The 18,765-nt window shown below is 42.4% G+C and carries 13 protein-coding genes; all 13 read right to left on the reverse strand.

Annotated elements, in window-relative coordinates; translation table 11 throughout:
- Positions 1-15: 15 nt before the first annotated feature.
- Positions 16-3,165, reverse strand: a complete 3,150-nt coding sequence (locus CWM22_09020; protein AUC92028.1) for a conjugal transfer protein TraG — start codon at positions 3,163-3,165, stop codon at positions 16-18.
- A complete protein-coding gene (locus tag CWM22_09025; protein ID AUC92029.1) occupies positions 3,158-3,415 on the reverse strand; it encodes a hypothetical protein in 258 nt (85 codons plus the stop codon). The genes CWM22_09020 and CWM22_09025 overlap by 8 nt, the downstream gene beginning before the upstream one ends.
- Before the next feature lie 192 nt (positions 3,416-3,607).
- Entirely contained in the window at positions 3,608-4,030 is a 423-nt protein-coding gene (locus CWM22_09030) for a single-stranded DNA-binding protein (GenBank protein AUC92030.1), read from the reverse strand.
- A 14-nt stretch (positions 4,031-4,044) separates the two neighbouring features.
- Positions 4,045-4,608, reverse strand: a complete 564-nt coding sequence (locus tag CWM22_09035; protein ID AUC92031.1) for a hypothetical protein — start codon at positions 4,606-4,608, stop codon at positions 4,045-4,047.
- Positions 4,609-4,611: 3 nt separating this feature from the next.
- Positions 4,612-5,250, reverse strand: coding sequence for a hypothetical protein (locus CWM22_09040; protein ID AUC92032.1), 639 nt, complete (start codon positions 5,248-5,250; stop codon positions 4,612-4,614).
- 3 nt (positions 5,251-5,253) lie between these two features.
- The gene (locus CWM22_09045; GenBank protein AUC92033.1) at positions 5,254-7,818 is read right to left on the reverse strand and encodes a hypothetical protein; all 2,565 of its coding nucleotides are present in this window, start codon (positions 7,816-7,818) and stop codon (positions 5,254-5,256) included.
- Between the two features lie 12 nt (positions 7,819-7,830).
- A complete protein-coding gene (locus CWM22_09050; GenBank protein ID AUC92034.1) occupies positions 7,831-8,187 on the reverse strand; it encodes a hypothetical protein in 357 nt (118 codons plus the stop codon).
- A 168-nt stretch (positions 8,188-8,355) separates the two neighbouring features.
- Positions 8,356-12,669, reverse strand: coding sequence for a hypothetical protein (locus CWM22_09055; GenBank protein AUC92035.1), 4,314 nt, complete (start codon positions 12,667-12,669; stop codon positions 8,356-8,358).
- A 26-nt stretch (positions 12,670-12,695) separates the two neighbouring features.
- A complete protein-coding gene (locus CWM22_09060) occupies positions 12,696-13,568 on the reverse strand; it encodes a hypothetical protein (GenBank protein AUC92036.1) in 873 nt (290 codons plus the stop codon).
- A 21-nt stretch (positions 13,569-13,589) separates the two neighbouring features.
- Positions 13,590-14,666 carry a hypothetical protein gene (locus CWM22_09065; protein AUC92037.1) on the reverse strand — a complete coding sequence of 359 codons (1,077 nt, stop codon included), beginning with the start codon at positions 14,664-14,666 and terminating at the stop codon, positions 13,590-13,592.
- A 10-nt stretch (positions 14,667-14,676) separates the two neighbouring features.
- Entirely contained in the window at positions 14,677-15,024 is a 348-nt protein-coding gene (locus CWM22_09070) for a conjugal transfer protein TrbC (GenBank protein AUC92038.1), read from the reverse strand.
- A 90-nt stretch (positions 15,025-15,114) separates the two neighbouring features.
- A complete protein-coding gene (locus CWM22_09075) occupies positions 15,115-16,947 on the reverse strand; it encodes an ATP-dependent Clp protease ATP-binding subunit (protein ID AUC92039.1) in 1,833 nt (610 codons plus the stop codon).
- A 1-nt stretch (position 16,948) separates the two neighbouring features.
- Positions 16,949-18,697: a DNA topoisomerase III gene (locus CWM22_09080; protein ID AUC92040.1), complete on the reverse strand. Its 1,749-nt coding sequence runs from the start codon at positions 18,695-18,697 to the stop codon at positions 16,949-16,951.
- Between the last annotated feature and the right edge of the window lie 68 nt (positions 18,698-18,765).

Here is an 18,765-nt window from a genome sequence, read left to right on the forward strand (position 1 = left end):
TTTTTATTTACCTTGTTATATAACATCATCTACAAAGAAAATGTCATCTTCGTCCTCATCATCGAAAACTTCAGCAATTACAGCTTGAGTCAATTCAACTGGAGAGGTGAAACGGGCCTGACTCAATGGTTTATTCTCCTGCCTTCTCGTAGCCAATTTAGGTGTTTCTCCATTGGTCCTCATACGGTCCGTCAGAGCTATCCGCCAATCAATAATCTTACCAAAGGTACTTTGGGCCCCTACTGCAATATCCTGCAAGTCAAGCTCTCTATGGCCACTTTCTACAGGAATATCAGCCAAGGTCATCGAATGATCAAACTCTTCTTGAAGGAACATATAGCGATACGGTAGACTGGTTTTCTCGTGTAGGAAAATTGGGTCCGTTGTTATCTTGCGACCTACATTGTCACGGCCCTTAACTCCACGTAAGATAACCGCTTCTCCTTCTTGTAGCTTGGCTAACTGTGTAGGCGTTAGAAGTTCCTGTTTTGGATTTTCAATGGCTACATTTGGATTAGCCTCATCTAGGATATTGCTTGACCGTCTCCGACGTGTGATGGTCCGAGTACCGAGGTCCTTACTAATGGAAGTGTTCGTAGTACTAGACGTTGATTTGATATAAACTGTGAGCGAACAGTTCTCCTTAATGGTTTCAGCAGTATTCTCACCGTACTTGTCAGTTAGCTGCTTGAGGTTCTGAATCCAGAGATAGTATAAGATATTTTGACCAAGACCGATTGAAATCTTGGTGTCCATATGAGGAATGGCTGGAATATTGGTGAACTCGTCTAGAATATGGAGGATGCGATTAACACATTTACGACCATTCGACAGGGCCAGCTCATAATTGGCATTAAACAGCTGATCCAGGAACAGAGATACAATACTGTTGTATTCTGTTCGGTTTGGCGGTGTGACCAGGTAAATCACTTTTGGATTATCTGAATACACAAACTCAATATCCTCTTCCTGGAGAAGACTGTCTGCTTGCTTATCTAGGATGGAGACTTTGATATAATCCAATATTGGTTTCTTCGTATACTCGTCCAGAGCAACTACCTTACCAAGTTTCTTATAAACTTTTTCAGCTGAAAATTGGAAGGTGCTATCACGAATAATAGAGTCATCATCGTTCTCATGATCAAAATCGATCGTTACTACAAACTTATCAGGAAGTTTTGGCTCAATCACATAGGTTAGATAGCCCTCTCCATCGATAAGAGCCGTAGCTGCGTTTACGTGAACAACTTGTCTAGTTGATTTGCCCCAAGCTGTTTGACTGATAATCGTAACCTTGGCCGTCTTGTGGGCGTATTCGTTACGCATAGCGACATTAGAGCTTGATCGGAACTTAATCGACAGGCGACGTGGGAAACCAACCGATTCCAAGTCAATAGAATTTTTAGACGTGAGCTTGGCAATATTGTCTTGTAAGAAGAGGTTGATTCCAGACATCATACTGGAGAAGACGTTCCCCTTGGTCTCTTCAGAGGCAAAATCTGAGGACCTGAAGTTCAAGTCTGCCATATCTCTAAACTTAGAAAACTGTTCCTGGTTAATCTTACGTAAGTTATCAAAGTAAACTGTTATTTTTGATTTCTTCTTAACTGGCTGATCACGGTCTGGATTCTCAACGATTTCTCCAAAGTCATTAACAAATACTTCTTCTGAACCCAAATCAGTTAGAAACTTGGCAATGTTACGAACAGTGACCGTGTCCCAAGCATCCGTTTCTCCATTCTTAAAGGTTTCATTAGCACGATCAATTAAAGCCATAGCAATCGCATTGAAGAGGGAAATAGACGTATCTTCCCAGTATTTTGCGTTACCATTGCCAACACCTGGTTTTGTTTTACGATAGATTGCTTCAGCGACTGCATTTACCCTTGTCTGAGTCATTTCATAGTAGCCCTTCTTTGCAGCTGCAATTGCTAGAGCTAGAGGGTTATAAGACATTGACCAGTCCATATTCTGGAAAGATAGGACATTGACATCATAACCACGTCGACGCATGGTTTTGTAAGAGGATTGATAATGCTCACCTTTCGGATCAGCCAAGACCATAGACGGCTGTATCTCAGCCCGACTATTAATATCAATTGTTGTCGTGATATGGCCCTCACCTTTACCTGAACGAGTCATACCAATACCCAGCATGTTTGTTGTGCTGTCTTCTATATAATAGTCCCCTGAAGGTTTGGAATAGATCCCTAGTATTCTTTCTGCGTTCGTCAGATAACGGCTAAACGTACGATTTTGCCAGAGCATTTGAGAACCTAGAGTTAGTCCTGATAGGCTCTTCCTTGTTTCGTGGAGAACAGGAACCCCTCCTTCACCTGGATAGGTTTCTGTCTTGTTTGGAACCTTCTTATATTGTTGGTGGATTTCCTTGACTGTCGCAAAGCGATCATCACCTTCTTCATTGTGGTTATAGTCTCGATACTGCTCAAAGTTTACCCAAGCTGATCGCCAAGCTATCACCAAACTAACCAGAAAGATAGGGACTGCCAGAATTGGAGCAATCACAAATACCCCAGCATTGAATAGGTTTTGAATTAACAAGCTATCGATGTCAAAGCTAGCTACTAGGCTACTATCTCGCAAACTCATGACCGAGAAATAAAGAAAACGAATTGCTGCCCTTAATACAGTCACAAAATAGTTTGTGATAATAAAGGCTATGAAGCTAAACCCTATCCCCATAAGCACAAAGCTACGAACATTTTTGAAATATAGCAGAGGCTTCATTTCTTTGTCGAAACGCTTCCTGTCTGGTTGAACAAAGGGCAGTTTGTAGATGAGCCGAAAAAGAATATTCCCCAGGAGCAGGAACAAGAATGAGGGAACAATTGTTGCACATCGTTTAAAATATCGCCAGGCTTTCTTCCCTATTTCTTTTCCAGCTGAGCCCCAGTCAACCTCACGTCGATGTCTCCAGGGATGTAGCAGCGCTTCCTTCTTGTCCATGAAGTATTGTTTTATGATATCTTTATTATCTATAAAGCCTTTCATCACCTGAAGAAAGTCATGCAATGGCTTCCTGATAGTCCTAACCCCCTGGTAACAAAGATAGCTGACAAAACTGACTATGAGTATTGCATTAAAGGGATTAATCTTTGCAAGCTGGACCAGAGTGTAATAAATCGCTTCTAGCCAACTAAACACGTTGCTCACCTCGCATATCTTCTAAAAAGCGTTTGATTTTCTCACCATATAGCGTAGAGAAAAGGAAAATTTTGAATTTCTGCTGAGAGGAAGCTAGCTGGTAACGCTCTAGATAGGAGCTAATACCTGCTTCGATGCCCAATTGAACAGTATATAGATGGCATGTTCTACCTTGCTTCAGGAAATTTTCTATTTGAAGTGAATCAGCCATCAGATCATCTGATTGATATTCTACTTGTTGCTTCATCATAAGCAACCATCCTTTCTTATATTTTTGCACACTCTTAGTCTAAGGGATATTAGCCTTTTCTGCGTTAAGGGGACAAGTAGAAACTATATATAAAAAGTTATATAACTTTTTATATATAAACAGCGGCTTCAGGACCCTGATTAAAACAAAAATAGCACGTGGGTGGTTTATCTCACATGCTACTTTGTTAGTTTAGAAGGGTTCTCCTGAATCAAATGGTTCTGGATAGTCAGTAGGCGGTGGTGGTGGAACCTGCATTCCCTGTCTACGTCTGTTGGCTGCATCCTTAGTCTCCAGAAAAGTGATCCCTCGATTCTGGTCTGGGGAAATATATTGATAGTATCGACGTTGGCCTTGACTATCTTGATAAGGCCGTTGGATAATTTCTCCCTTTACTAGGATAGGAGAACCTTTTACAAGACTTTGAGCCATCACTTCAGCTTGTTTGCCATATATCTGAACATGGAAATAACTTGGTATTGGTTTTCCTTGTTCATCTTGTAGACTTGAATCACAAACAAACTCGAATTTGAAGCTGGCATTTCCTTTAGAAGTTCTGCCGACAGCATCATCTGGAATGCTCGCTACTCTTCCGTCAGCAATAAAAGTTTGCATATCTTCTCCTCCTCTTACTTGATACGATAATTGGCTTTGGCATGGTGTACCGTGGGCTCCTCCGAACTGGAATCTGCAACAGTCAATCCTTCTGGAGAAGCTACTTCGCTTTCCTCTACTGTCCCAGGTCCCTGGTCAGCTTCATTCAACCAGTCCATCACATGGCCATAGCGTTTAATGGCATCATACTCCGCTATTAAAAATTCTGTCTTAACGTATGGCTGCAAGGCTTTAATGCTTCCAAGTTCCTCCTCGGTAAAGAGTGCCGCCTTCGCCACGTCGGCCGTGACAGTATACACAACTTCACCTGATAATGGATTATTATTTGTGGTTGCAGTGATAAAGCCTTTTTCCTGCAAAGGAGCCAATACATTGATTAAATAATGGCCCGTGTCAATGACCCAATCATCTGCCATGACTGCCTTCACAAACTCTTCTCGGTCATAATCACTCTGAAAAGTCAGTTCTGTATTTGCTCTGGCAATGGCATCCATTTTGACAGCATAGCTTTTCAGCTCAAGATGTGCCAAAAATCTAGCTTGTTCCTTGGTAATAACTGCTTTTTGCTGTTCTGTCATTTCTCACTCCATTTCTAGTGCTGCGATCAATTCAAATAGTACTGAAGGGCGCTTTTTATTTGTCACAAATCCGACTGGAAAATCCATCAGCTTTGTGTCTCCGTTCCTACCTGGAGTGAGGGCTACTGTCTTAATTTTACTTCGGTACTTTTCTTTAATGGAATTTCCCATCTGACTGGCTACCATCGCTGCTGACTTCTCAATATCGTGTGGAATGTAGTCCAGCTCGTCATCAAGCTCAGATTTCAAGACAAGACTTGTAATCAATCGCTTAAATTGTCTATGGTAGAGCGTAAGAACAATCCAAGCCCCCACCAGATACGGAACAGAATTTACTAGGATAAGAACTCCGTCAGTCTGCCATAACAATATTCCCAACAAAGTCAGAGAGGCGCTCCACAGAATCAACCGATATGGGTACTTGATATAGCGACGGTAATCCTCGGTTACGCTTGCGACAATGCTGCCAATGACCAACAAAATAGCGGACATTCCAAGGGTACCCCACTTGATGATTTCAGCAATCTCTTCACTTGTATAGGTCGTAACGGCATAAGCTGCCGCTGCGACCAAAATAAGTGATACAAGCAAAGGTCTGACAATCTTCGTCACCTTTTTTGAAAAAATCAACAGTTCTAGCATTGATTAACCTTTCTTACGTTTGTCTACCAAACCAACTGCTGAGAACAAAGTCATCAAACCTACTGCCAGAAGTCCCATGCTTCCTGCATCACCTGTTTCAGGCAATGCTGCCTTCTTGCTAGATGAGGTAGAAACTGGACGAGCAACAGTTTTTGTTGTTCCTACTGGTGCTGGCTTGTTACCAGCCACGTAATCAACAATTTTACCTGCTACATCTACAACTGGAATAGCAACTTGTCCTGTTGTCTCAAGGGCTACTCGTTTGGCTTCTAGTTCTGCTTGACGCTTCGCTTCTTCCAGTGCTGTAAAGCGGGCCAAAAGGATATCGTAATTCTTTTGATCAATCGTTTGTTTTTCGAGCAAGTCAGCAAGGACTGACTTAGCTTTTTCAAGTGCCTCCGCTTTTTCTGCCAAGGTAGCTTTAGCAGCATCTAATTTCGCTTGCGCTTTGGCAAGAACGTCATCAGCATTTAGCAAGTCATTCAAGCGTTTCTCACTTGCTGCTTGGTTAGATTTTGCGGTTGCAAGAGCTGACTTAGCTTTTGCAAGAGTTGATTCAAACTCAGTGACTTTAGCCTGCAAGTTTTCAAGCTCTTGCTTTTCTTTATCCAAGTTAGCTTTAACAGTTTGCAACTCTGCTTTTTGAGTTGCTAATTTAGCCTTCTTCTCATCAAGGTTAGCTTTTTTAGTCGCAACATCGGCTGAGAAAGCATTTACCGCATCCTGTGCTGCCTTGGCACGTTCTTCAGCAGCTGTCAGGTTATCTTTAGCAGTTTGAAGTGCTGCAAGGGCTCCAGGAGTTTGTACTGTTTTATTTTGCCAGTAGGAAAGTTCCTCCTGTGCTCTTGTTTGAGCAACTAGAGCGCTGTTGTAATTGCTCTGAGCCAAAGTTTGAGCAGCTTTCGCATCAGAGTCAGCTGTTTGAGCTTTTGAGAGAGTTGCTTGGGCAGTTGATTGAGCAGACTTAGCCGCTGCTAATTCATCATCAATGTTGCGTGATGATAGATTTGAAGTAGTGTCAAACTTGCTAGCATCTTCGATTTGACTGTCTGCTACTCCCAGGATATGAACTCGTCCAAGTGGCATTGTATTTCCAGTTGAAAACTCATAGTCAAGCTTGCTCACATCAAGACCGATATATTTGGAGTTTGTTGTGGTACGAACTCCTGCAAGTGAAGTTGAATGGCCCCAATTTGAGTCTGCATCATCAAACAGCATTTCAGAAATCGTGTTGTAGACTGCTTTCTTCAGGTCATCCATCGTAACAGTTTGTCGTGGATCAAAGTAACCAGATGAGAAGTTCTCATAGTAGTTTACGCCATCTGTGCTGTCTAATCCTTTTCTGCCTGCTGCGGCTGGGATAGCTTGCAAGTCATGGCCTAAAGATTTTGAAGTGTTTGCTACATCATCTGCAAATGAGATAGCAGACAAATTAGCAACAACAGCTGAAGTACCTACTTGTTTGCGAACTTGGTTCATCAAGTCAACCGCAAAAAGTGTCAACTCCTGACGTTGTGCTTGAGACAAGTTGTTGACATCAGAGATAACGATTTGCTTGTCACTGTCTAGTGACTTGAATTGGTTCAACGAAACTCCCGTTGCAGATGCGTTAGCGACTGCTACCTTGTTGCTTTCTGATTTATCAGCTGCAAATGCTTTGAGTGCATCAGCATATCCTGATGGAACTGTGATGGTATTCTTGCTAGCCAATTCCTTAGTCAAACTGTCAACCAATTGTGTTGCTGCTGCCAAGTCTTTGTTCGCTTCTGACAAGGCAGTTGCCGCATTTTGAGCGGTCACGTTTGATTGATCCAGAGCTTGCTTGGCGTTAGCCACGTCAACTCCTCTGTTTCTGAGACTTGTTTCGCTGGCATCAAGCATGATGGCACGTGTTTTTTCCGCTTCTTGCGCTACTGTCAGGTCACCTTCAGCTACTGTTACAGCAGCTTCCGCTTCAGCAACGGCAATCTCTGCTACTTCTTTCTCTGCAATGAGCTTAGACTGTCCAGTACCATCTAGGATAGCTTGAGCATTGTCAACTTCAGCTTGTGCTTGGTCTACATCGGCCTGCTCTTTGGAAACAGTTTTTTCCGCTTCAGCAACAACGGTCTGTTGTCGAGTTACTGCGCCTTTTGATTCTGTCACAGATGATTCAGCAGCTGTTACCGCTTCTTCAGCTTGGGTTACTGCTGCCTTTGTATCTACTACCTTAGTTTCTTGTGCTGCAATCACTTCAGGTGTCACTTCAGCTACAAGAGCTTGTGCTTCAGTCACTTCTGATTGGGCTTGCTCTACGTCTTTGTTAGCTTGAGTTGCTTGCTCTTGAGCAGTTTGCTCGTCAGCTTGCGCCTTAGTTACCTCTTGCGTAGTGCCATCCAATTCTGCTTTCGCTTCTGAAACTTGTTCTGCTGTCACAGTTGCATCAGCAACCTTCTCAGCTTGTACAGTTTCTGGAGCATTGTCAACTTCTGGAGTTAGTGTAGTTTCTTCTGCATAAGTTGTCACAGAACCTAATCCAAGAGTCAAGAGACCCACAGCTGCCAAACCTTTAACTAATTTCTTTTCCATTTTATCACCTATTTAACTTTCTTTATTTTTGATTTTATAGTGTGTTCCATTTTGTAAGCTAGGATCATACACCCCAGCTTTCTCTAGAATGCGTTTAACTTGCCATCCAGATAACCCGTAAGGTTCTCCATGTCGGACATGGTACCACGTTCCAACTGAAGGATTCTCTTGTTTTAACTTTTTCCAGGCAAGGTATTCGCTTACTAGAATCTCTTCTACCTCAGGAGGTTTTTCGCTCCTCGACCTAATGGTCATCTCCAAGGTTCCATCCCTACTTCTAGTGGTTTCAAGCACTGTGTACTGCTCTTCAATATATTTGGTTAATCTTGCATGAGCCTTACTGGATAGCTTGAGATGCAACTTTTTCAATAAAGCTCCCCCCTTTCTCAGTTGCTGTTATTTACCCTACACTTTTTCTAGGACAATACTATTATACACTATAAAATCTGCAAAGTCAATGATTTTTGTTTTTTTTTATCATTGACTTTTTGCAAAAAATCCAAGTCCTGTAAGAACCTGGATTTTTGCAATTAAAGGCTAGTCAACTTCAGAATCACGCTTGCGACGAGCTAAGCCAAGTCCTGCTATTGCCATGCTTGCACCGAGTGCAGCCAAAGCCATAGAGCTTTCTTGACCTGTTGCAGGAAGTGTCTGCGCACGAGCTACTGGCGTTCCTGGAGTAACAGGAGTTTCTGGTACCTCTGGCGTTTCTTCCCTAGGCTTAGGTGTGTTGGTCGTAACAATATCCTTATCTACTTCAACATCGTTAACATAGACTGTCCACTCATTTTCAATATTTTCACCGTAAGCGATACGTTTCAACATTGAGTAGACATCGATCTTGATTTCTTCTCCTTCTGCTAGAAGGTCATAGAACTCAGGATTCACAGTGTACTTAACCGCCACGACTTGGCCAGTCTTTTCATCTCGAATCAACTCTTGGACAATGTAGCGAGTCAGTTCTTCATCTAGTTTAATGATTGAACCGTCTTTGAGTTTCATGTCACCTGAAGCGAAGGCATAAAACTCACCGTTGTAATCGTCAAAGTTTTCATCGAAGTTTTCGATACCATAAAGTGATTTCAACTTGCCATCGATCGTTGTCTTGACAACTGGGAAAGAAAGTTTAGCTGGGTAAGGTTGACCCAATTCAATGGTACCGCCTGTCAGGTCTTTATTAGATCCGATTGATTCCAGGATCTTCTTAATACCGTCCAGTTTTGGCACATTGTTTTCTACCGTATTACCTGCGTAGCCATTTCCAAAGTCAACTTGCCATACTTTATTGCTAAAGTCTCCAGTATAATCCCCTGTCTTGATATCAAAGGTATGGAACAGGTTCAAACCAGTGAACATGTACTTGTTAAAGTAGCCTTCAAAATCAAGGCCCTTAGGAACTACAACTGAGAAGTTTCCGTCTGGAGAAATTCCAGCAGCTTTTAGGATGGCTACAACTTCAGCATCCGCTTTTTCAAGACTATCATAAGACCGCACTTCAAAGTCAGAAGATACGTCACGGCCATCAGCTAGGGTTGTCTTCAAGGTAGAAAAGTCAAACAGAACTGTATTGTCTTGAGGATCGTCAACCAGTGGTAGGAAGCCTTTAAGAATTTCTGCCTGAGTAGCTTTCAGAGACTTGTACTGATTGTTATCTGTTACAGCAGTATAAGAATAGGTTTTGTTTGGAAGCAACTGAAGACCATCTAAATTAGCCCCACTTGTTTGGCCCACTTGATAAATGTGCTTCTCTGGCTCAATCAAGCTATCATTTGGAGTTGGCGTCTCTGGACGTGGTGTGATACGTTTGTACACGTAAGTCACTTCCGTAGTTCCTTCTATAACTTCTCCAGTTTCCTGACCCATTGTCTTTTCAGGAAGCAGTTCGTACTCGATTCCATCTTCAGTTGTAATCTTTACAGGTTTGTGGTCCGTGGTATCGTAGCTTGTACCTGTTGGAACATTTGAAGAGTCTACAACATCATTTGCGATTGTCTTTTCATCTTCGTTCACATAGTGGATGACTACGTTACCTTTACCTCGTTCATTTTCAACCACTTTGTAGAAGTAATCAACATAGATAGTTCCGTCAGTTACCTTACCAGTTTCAGTACCGACAACTTTTGAAGTAAGTTTGTACAAGTTGCCTTTATAGGCGATGACTTCTTGTTTTTGGTCCGTGGTATTGTATACTGTGCCAACCTTGGCATCCTCAAGGTCTACTTGGTTTGGTGCAATTTTCTTGTTTGTATCTTCATCAAAGTAGCGCACGACTACGTTACCGTTGTAGGTACGAGTCTCAGAACCTGGTGTGTAGATCACTGGCGTGTTAGACGTTGCCGTATAGGTCTTGCCTGACTTAGTTGTCAACGTCAGTGTGTAAGTGTTCTTGTACGTTGCAGCATCATTCAATACAGTGAAGACGGCGTTAAATGTCGGGAGGACGAAATCTTTAGACAGGTCTGCGTTGACTTTGGCAAGTCCGTTTGCAGACAGAGTCACACTTGCCTTGCCAGTTTCATCATAGGAAACTAACCACTCTGGACTAAGTTTAGCGGTATCATCTTTGAAGAGTTTTGTTCCAGCTGGGAAAGGATCTGATAGGACAACGGAAGTCATTGCTTCCCGACCAGCCTTCAGTGTACCTGGATTGAGTACCCACGTCTCAGTTGAATTTTTAGCTACCAACTCACCATTGATGCTAGTGCCTTCATTATTGACAACGTCTTTTGTGATTGCAGGAGCATCCTTGACCGCAACTGGATGGACCGTTGTTTTAATAGTTTTTGCTTCTGGAACAGGTACATGTGGCTTCACAACTGGTGTGATTGGATTGTATACCTCTGGTGTAAATGTTTCAGGAACAAAGACTTCAGGAGTATATGGCGTAGGCGTGTACGTTTCAGGGGTAAAGACCTCTGGAGTGAAGGTTTCAAACGTAGGTTCGTTTGGAATTTTAGATGGCGCTGGTGGTTCTTCATTGAACGGTGTTGGGTTAAAGGTTACCGTTTCAAGTTTTGGTGGTGTAGCAGGAACTGGTTTCAGCTTCTCTGGGGTTACTTCTTTAAGAGGAGGTGGTGGTGTGACTGTTGGTGCTGCGACATTAGTATTCATTGCGAACCAGTGCCCTGTTTGATGCTTCGATGCTCCAACTGTTAAACCAAATGTATCTCCACTTTCTGCAACTAAAGCACCTGAACCGTAATATCGTACAGGTGAGTCAATACTATCATGACCGCTATACGGGGCAATGGTATCAATAGATGTACTAGCATAGATTTTACCATCATGGGCTTGAACTTGACTGCCAGTAATCGCAACGAAACGCATGTTCGAACTTAAGCCTTTGACATACTCAAAATAACTATCTTCTCCCAAGGAATTCATGGATGAAATAGAGAAAATAATCGGATTCTCTTTAGTCGCAACTACCTTGCCAGAAGCAGTATAAAATGTTTTTTCAATATGGAGTTCATCACCGACACCTACAAAGCCTTGCGTTGCATCTGAACCAAAGATGACTGTTTCAGTCGGATCTTTAGAGACAGTCACAATTGATGCTCCTTTTTCTGATGCAACAGCTGTATAGCGAGCGACAACTTTTGTAATCTTTTCTCCATTAGCCGAAGCAGAAAAATCTCCTACATATGTTACTGTTGCTGTTTGCCCAACATTCAAAAGAAATGTGGTCCCATTTGAGTAATCTACAGTACCTACATAATCTTCTTCGGAATAACTAGATACTGTGTGGACCAGATTGCGGTTTGCATCACTAACTTCTTGACGCTTTTCAGGATTCACAAATTTTGTAACACCTTCAATTGTTCCAATAGTCACATTTGGCTCAGATTTATAGATCAAGCTCTGAGCGACGACTTCACTGAGATAGCCGTTTTCCTTGGTTTTGGCCAGCATGTCTGCCAACTTTTTCTGATACTCCGCCTGCAAACGTTCATTTTCTGCTTTTGCGACGGCTGCAGCGGCATCGTTCCGTTTCTGAATTTCATCATTGTCAGCAAGCAAGTCATTGTATTCTTTGAGAGCTTTGTCATACTCAGCCTTCAATGCTACATTTTTTGCATCCGCTTCAGCTTGACCTTTTGCGTTAGCTTCTTCATTTGCTTTTTTACGTTCGTTATAGCCAGCCAGTGCTGCTGCATCAGCTGCGATGGTGGTTTCTTTGTTAGCTTCCCATTCTGCCAGAGCGTTTGCGTTGCGTTTATCAACTGCTTCTTGACCTGCTTTGTTACGTGCCTCTACTGCTTCCTGGCCAGCTTTGTTCCGCTGGTCTGTTGCTTCTTGACCTTGTTTATTGGCTTCTTCAACACGTTTTGCCTCTGCTGCATTGTCTGCATCGATTTGAGCATTCGTAGCATTTGCGGCTGCGATTTCTTCGTTGTTTTCAACCTTTTCGGCTTCTGCATTTTTTACAGCTGCTTCCTGATTGGCAGTATCATTTTGAGCGGCTTCAAGGCTATCATGGACCGCTATTTCACCCTTGGTCACAACTACACCGTTTGCCTCTGCCTCTGCAACTGCTCGATCAAGCGCTGGTGTTTCAACAGGTGTTACAATTGCCCCAGTATTTGTATTGGCATGGGCTTGAAGGTCTGTATTTTCAACTGGTGTAGCTGGCTGAACTTCAACCAGGTTAGTAGCTGGATTATCCGTTGTGACCACTGTCTCCGTCGCAACTGATGTCGTTACTTCATCTGCTGATACGGTATTAGCGCCAGCAACAGTAAGGGCACCTGCAAGAGCTATTGTTGATACGAGACCATAAGCCTTCGTGGTTACCAAACGCTGCCGCGCTTGAGTTTCTGCCGATTTGCTAAAAAGTTCTTTTCTATTCATACCTTAAATCTCATCCTTTTCTGATTTTACAAGTAAATGTAGCGTGATTCTGACGTATTATTTTTACCAGAAATAGTAAATCCAAATAGTAGGAGTAAAAATCCTAGTAAGGTTAGCGCTATATTTTCAACCACCCCTGTTTCTGGCAAGGTTTCCTTCTTCCCTTCTTTCGTAATGAAAGAAACGGTTCCGTTTTGATTAGTTACGCCACCAAAGTCTTCAGCTTTCCCTGTCGACTTTGTACCATCGACGTTAGCAACCGTAACAACACTATTCTCAGTACTGATAACAGTGTAGCCTTGGTCCGTTACGATTGGTTCAAAATCTTCTTCAACCGTAGGAGATGGATCTACTTGAGGCTGTAATGGTGCCGTTTGAGTGTTGTTATTTTCGGTTGCTTGTGGCGTAGTCGGTGTTGTAGGCTGGTTGTCAGTTACAACTGCCGTTGACGGTTCTGTTGTGTTTGGTTGCTCGCTTGGAGGAACAACGGTAGAGTCAGTTGGTGTCTCAGTCATCCCTGGGGTAGTTGGAGTTTCTGACTCCTTTGGTGCTTCAGGCGTTTCTGTTGTCTCACCAGAAGTTTCCGTTGGCAATGTCGGATCGACTGGAATTTCTTCCGTCGTATTCGTTGGTGTCATTGGAACAGTTGAATCAGTTGGAACAGTTGGAACATCGACAGTCGTTTCGCTCTCAGCTGGTGAATCATCCCCCGCATTGTCCTCTGGAACAGGGGTAACTGGATCAGTTGGCAGTGCCACAACTTCCGTTGCAGAAGTTTCTAAAGCGGTGTTCTCTGCATATGCAGGCTGACCATAGGTTAAGACCGCCCCCGTTGCCAACCCAAATACTACGGTTAGCTTCAGTGTGTTATTTTCATCATATAAGTCCTTGGTTCTCATATGTTGCATTTCCTTTCATTTTTATTTAAGATAACTGGTTTCCATTGGCTCTGTGGTCACCACAAAACCGTATTTACTAGATTCCGAGACTTTGACCGTGAAACTAAGGCGTAGACTTGTGGTCTTCTCCTCCTGCTTGACGGCAAGAACATAGGTAACTTGATATTCCTTAGCATGTGAATCATAAGTCATCTGCTCCAGAATCACCGATTGCAGCGTTCCTATTTTAGGGACAGTATACTTTGCATCTCCATCAGACAGAAAATCCACCAGGTTTTCTTTTTGACCAGAATAATAATTTGGTAAAAAGTAGCGACTGAAGACATCTACTTGATGCTCCGTACTTACTAAGTGCTGGGTATGCTTTAATTCTTGATAGAGATAAGCAACCTGTTCATTCTGCTTGGCCAGTTGCGTATATGCAATGATAGATGAAGCTATCCCTCCGAGAGCCAATACTCCAATAAGTCCCATGAGTAGGTACACCTTCTTCAGGGATTGTGTTTTAGGAGCTTGTTGAGGGGCTGTTGGAGTTGCATTCATTGAAACGCTCGATACTGGACTCGGTTGATAGGAGTTACCTAGCACCTGTTCCCCTTCTTCTGGAAAAAGTGGCAGGGCTGACTCTGGGAGCCCCAGACTAGCTTTATAAGATGGATAAATCTGGTTGATGAAATACTCACGCTTTTCCTGGTAAGTATAATGCTGAAAATCTAGTTCAGTCATAATAGATTGAATCAGTGGTAAGAGTAAATTCTGATACCTACGATCAATGATGAAAGGGCTGGCATAGACTTCCCCTTCAGAGACCGCCTCTCTTCCTTCCAGGTGGCAAATAGCCACCTTTTTCAGCTGCACCTGACCGTAAACCTCTTTTAAAGCCTGAAATAGTCGTTCTGCTTGCAGGAAGGTTAGATAAGGTAGCGACTCTTCAATGGTATGCTGGAAGGAATCTAGATACTGTTGGTCCAGTCCTTCAATAATACCAAGAAGCTCACTATCATCATCTGGAGACTTACCATCTTCCCAGCTCACTTCAAGAAATAAGTCATCTGTCACCAAGCATTTATTGCTTTTCTTAAAAGGTATAAATGCCATTGTAACCACCTTATCCCTTCACAAAGTTAAAGCACCACTCAATGATACTTGGTCCAGCAGAAACAGCAATAATCGCAATAGCAATAGCTACCCAATGCTTCTTAATCCCTGCTTTAAGTTCACGACCACCGAACCCATAGATTAGACCAGTCACTACAACAGCCAATCCAAACATCACGATACCAATTCCTTGCACTTTAGTAATACCTTGTTGTGCTAACTCTTCTGTTTTTGCGAAAGGATCATCTGCATAGACGGTATTTGTCAAGATACCTGATAGAAAGAGTGATAGACTGAGCAAGTAGTTCCTGCCTTTGGTCTTCACTTCACCGAAATAATTTGTCAATGTGTCCTTCATAGAAGCCCTCCTTATTTTTATTGACATGATTAGTGTAAGGGATAAATAACATTCCTGCGTTAAGAGGACAAATCGCAGGAAAAATATTTTTCAGCTGAAGAGAGAATCCATTTCTCCTTCAATATCTAGTTTGATATGCCTCAAGTCTTTGCGATGTTGGCCATCTGGTGCCTCCCCTTCCACCCATAAATGAACATTGTAAGTTTGTTTACTCCTATCCAACAATAGAATCTTAGCCGAAATCGGTGGCAATACTTTTTGTTTAATCAAATGCTCTAAGGGCCGTGCACCATTCTTTACATCGGTTCCCACGTCCGACAGATACTGAATCAAACTTGGTTCATAAGAGAACGTTACATTTTGTTGGCTCAACCTAGCTTCAATCTCAGATAAATTTTTCTCTGCGATTTCTTCAATAACATCACGCTCCAGGAGATTAAAGATGAGTTTATTTTCAATCCGATTCAAAAACTCTGGTCTAAATTCATTTTGAAGCTCGCTGACCATAGATTTCTCAAACTGAAGCCACTCACGATCGGATAAATTTTTGAAATTGCCTTTTAATTCCCACTTATTGATAATTTTCTTATCACCACTATTTGTGGTCATAATGACAATTGTGTTTTTGAAGCTAACCAGACGACCTGTACTGTCTGTCAAGCGCCCATCAGCAAGCACCTGGAGAAATAGGTCTATGACTTCACCGTGCGCTTTTTCAAGCTCATCCAGTAGCAAAACACAATAAGGTTTCTGCTTGACTCCTTCCGTCAGCTGCCCTTTTGTTTTCGTAGCACGATTTCCGATTAGTTTGGCCACATCTTCTTTCTGTTTATACTCAGACATATCAAAACGAATCATGGCATCTTCATCATCAAAAAGTGCTTCTGCCAAGGCTTTGGCTAACTCTGTCTTCCCAACTCCAGTCGCACCAAGGAAGAGGAACGAGGAGATTGGTCTGTTTTCATCTTGTAAGCCTGCTTGAGCAATGGTCACAGCATCAACAATTGCATCAATCGCTTCTTCCTGACCCTTGACTCGTCTCATCAATTTTTCCTTGAGACCATCTAGCCGCTCCTGGTCTCCTTTTAAAATTGTCGTAACAGGAATACCAGTTTTATCCTTCAAGACTTGGGCTATATCTACTTCTGTTACACTCTCTTTTCCTTCAACTGAAGCAATAGTTGCTGCTTCATCGATCAAATCAAAGGCTTTATCTGGTAAAAAACGATCTGTAATATAGCGAACAGACAAACGGACTGCTTGTCGAACTGCTTCTGAAGAAATTTTTAGCCCATGAAATGTTTCATAAACGCCTTTTGCCTGTTCGATAATCGCTATCGCTTGCGGAATAGTCGGTTCCTCTACCATAACTGGCTGGACCCGACGTTCCAATGCTCTATCTGTTTCGATATAGTCATGGAACTCATCTAAGGTAGTTGCACCGACCAACTGAATGTCGCCACGTGCCAGGACTGGCTTGATAACATTTCCTGCATCAAGAGCCTGACCGTCTTGGCCACCTGCACCAACAATAGTATGAAATTCATCTACAAAGAGGAGATTCTGTCCTCGTGTAGCAACCATCTCCTCAATGATTTTCTTGAACTTGGCTATGAAGCCACCATCTTCTTCACTCATTAAGCTAGACAGTTCCAAAGAGCGTACCGTTAAACCCTTTAAGGCAGATGGAACCTGACCACGCAAGATAGCAAGAGTTAAGCCTTCGACAATAGCTGTCTTCCCAACTCCAGCCTCTCCAACTAAGACAGGATTGTTTTTCGTTCGCCTGAGAAGGGAAACGATGACGGCCTGAACCTCTTTATCTCGTCCATAAACCTGGTAATCAGCCACCTTCTTTGAGACTTTGTCTGACAAATTGTCAGTGTACTTATCAAGATAGGGTGTCTTCACTTCGTCTTCCACTTCAATCTCTCCTTTCTTTTGCGGCCAAAATTTGATGCGTTAATTTTTCCTTGATAGCATCCACAAATTCACGTGGGTTTATCTCTCCTTCTCCAATTTGAGATAGAAACATTTCCCATCCGCCTGTTGTTTCAGGACTGGCAAACTCATTATCATAGAGGTAATGAATCAAGAGGTAAGCCTTATTCGTTGGGAATAATTGCCCTGTCTTCTTGTCCTTTTTGATATAACCTCGATCTTGAATGGTTTTCAACATGGTTGCCCTAGTTGCCTGTGTACCTAAGCCGTACTTGGGTAGGATTTCACTAATCAATTGGCTTTCTGTAATCCTCTTTGGTGGCTTTGTCACTCCCTCAAGGATATTGACATTTGTCTCAAACTGATCTCCTATACGATAATCTGGTAGCTCTACATCCCCTTTTAGTTTTTGCTGGCTAAGAGCGGCCCAACCTGGGTCAATCATTTGACGGCCTTTTGTTTTGAAAACCATCCCCTGGTTTTCCACTTCAACCGTCGTTGTTAGATAGCGACAATCAGCAGCAAACATCAGAAGGGTTCTGCGAACAACAGCTTCATAGATTAGCCTTTCTTCTGGCTTCAGGGTTACTAGGTTCGGGATATTCTCAGTTGGAATAAGAGCATAGTGACTTGTTTTGGCTACTTTCTTAGGATTAACATAATCTTCCCTTGGTTCCATATTTACTGGTTCAAAAGGACAATTAATCGCCTCTTGATAACTCTTCAGGTAGTTTCTTAAATAGCTAAACTCTTCCTCATCGATATATCGAGTATCTGTTCTAGGATAAGATAAGTATTTTTTCAAATAGAGACTTTCTATTATGCTTTCTGTTTTAGTTGGTTCAAATCCCCACTGTCTAGCCGCTAATCCCTGAATATCGGATAGATTAAATAGATGTGGTGCTGCTCTCTGTTTCTCTTCTGTTTCAACTGAAGAAACGGTAGAAACTGTGCTTAGTTCTCGTGACGTTGTAAGGATAAGTTCACTATCTGAGTACTTATCCTTATTTGTGAAACTGATCTCCGTTTCCTTATCTTGCAATTGTAATTTCCAATAGGTTTCTGGCTGGAAATTTTGAATCGCTATATCGTTCTCACAGATTAGCCGTACTCCTGGAGTTTGAACACGGCCGACAGACAAACTATTTCCCTTCCCTTTTGGAAGTCGCCCCTTACTTTGTAATTCTAAAGTAACTAGAGGAGACAAATTCATGCCTACTAGCCAATCTGACTGTGCACGTGCTTCAGCTTCCAGATAGTAGTTATAGGTTTCCATAGGTTCTCTTAAATTTTGAAAGGCTTTCTGAAGGCCTCGTATAGTCAACGAGTTGGCCCATAGGCGCTTAGTTACTTTATCTTTCCCTTCTGGAATGTGGGACAAGATTGAATAGGCAATCCGCTCCCCTTCCCTATCAGAGTCTGTACCGATAATCACCTGACTCGCTGCTGTTACTTCCTGATAGATCTGTTTGAAAGTATCTTTAGATATTTTGTCCTGCTTTAAGGTCTGCTTAAAGGAAACATCGACCAATGGTAGTTTATCCAAATCCCAGTTATCCTTGGGTAGCCCATATTCAAACAAGTGCCCCTCTGCTGCAATGATATGCACCTCATCTGAAAAATAGGGTGTTTGTTTAATAATGTGTACCTTTCCTTTTTTACTAGCCTTGCCCAAACACTCTGCATAAGCCACTGCCTGTGTTTCTTTCTCAGCTAGAATCACTGTTACCATATCTTATCTCCTCTCTCTTGATAGCTTCATCATAAGAGATAATGATAATTTGTGCGTTAAGAGGACAC

Source organism: Streptococcus suis (assembly GCA_002831545.1).
Classification (GTDB): Bacteria; Bacillota; Bacilli; order Lactobacillales; family Streptococcaceae; genus Streptococcus; species Streptococcus suis_P.

Bases quoted from the DNA above. Each gene is read 5' to 3' on its own strand.
- CWM22_09025 (AUC92029.1), bottom strand. From the start codon at position 3,415: ATGATGAAGCAACAAGTAGAATATCAATCAGATGATCTGATGGCTGAT.
- CWM22_09030 (AUC92030.1), bottom strand. From the start codon at position 4,030: ATGCAAACTTTTATTGCTGACGGAAGAGTAGCGAGCATTCCAGATGAT.
- CWM22_09035 (AUC92031.1), bottom strand. From the start codon at position 4,608: ATGACAGAACAGCAAAAAGCAGTTATTACCAAGGAACAAGCTAGATTT.
- CWM22_09040 (AUC92032.1), bottom strand. From the start codon at position 5,250: ATGCTAGAACTGTTGATTTTTTCAAAAAAGGTGACGAAGATTGTCAGA.
- CWM22_09045 (AUC92033.1), bottom strand. From the start codon at position 7,818: ATGGAAAAGAAATTAGTTAAAGGTTTGGCAGCTGTGGGTCTCTTGACT.
- CWM22_09055 (AUC92035.1), bottom strand. From the start codon at position 12,669: ATGAATAGAAAAGAACTTTTTAGCAAATCGGCAGAAACTCAAGCGCGG.
- CWM22_09060 (AUC92036.1), bottom strand. From the start codon at position 13,568: ATGAGAACCAAGGACTTATATGATGAAAATAACACACTGAAGCTAACC.
- CWM22_09065 (AUC92037.1), bottom strand. From the start codon at position 14,666: ATGGCATTTATACCTTTTAAGAAAAGCAATAAATGCTTGGTGACAGAT.
- CWM22_09070 (AUC92038.1), bottom strand. From the start codon at position 15,024: ATGAAGGACACATTGACAAATTATTTCGGTGAAGTGAAGACCAAAGGC.
- CWM22_09080 (AUC92040.1), bottom strand. From the start codon at position 18,697: ATGGTAACAGTGATTCTAGCTGAGAAAGAAACACAGGCAGTGGCTTAT.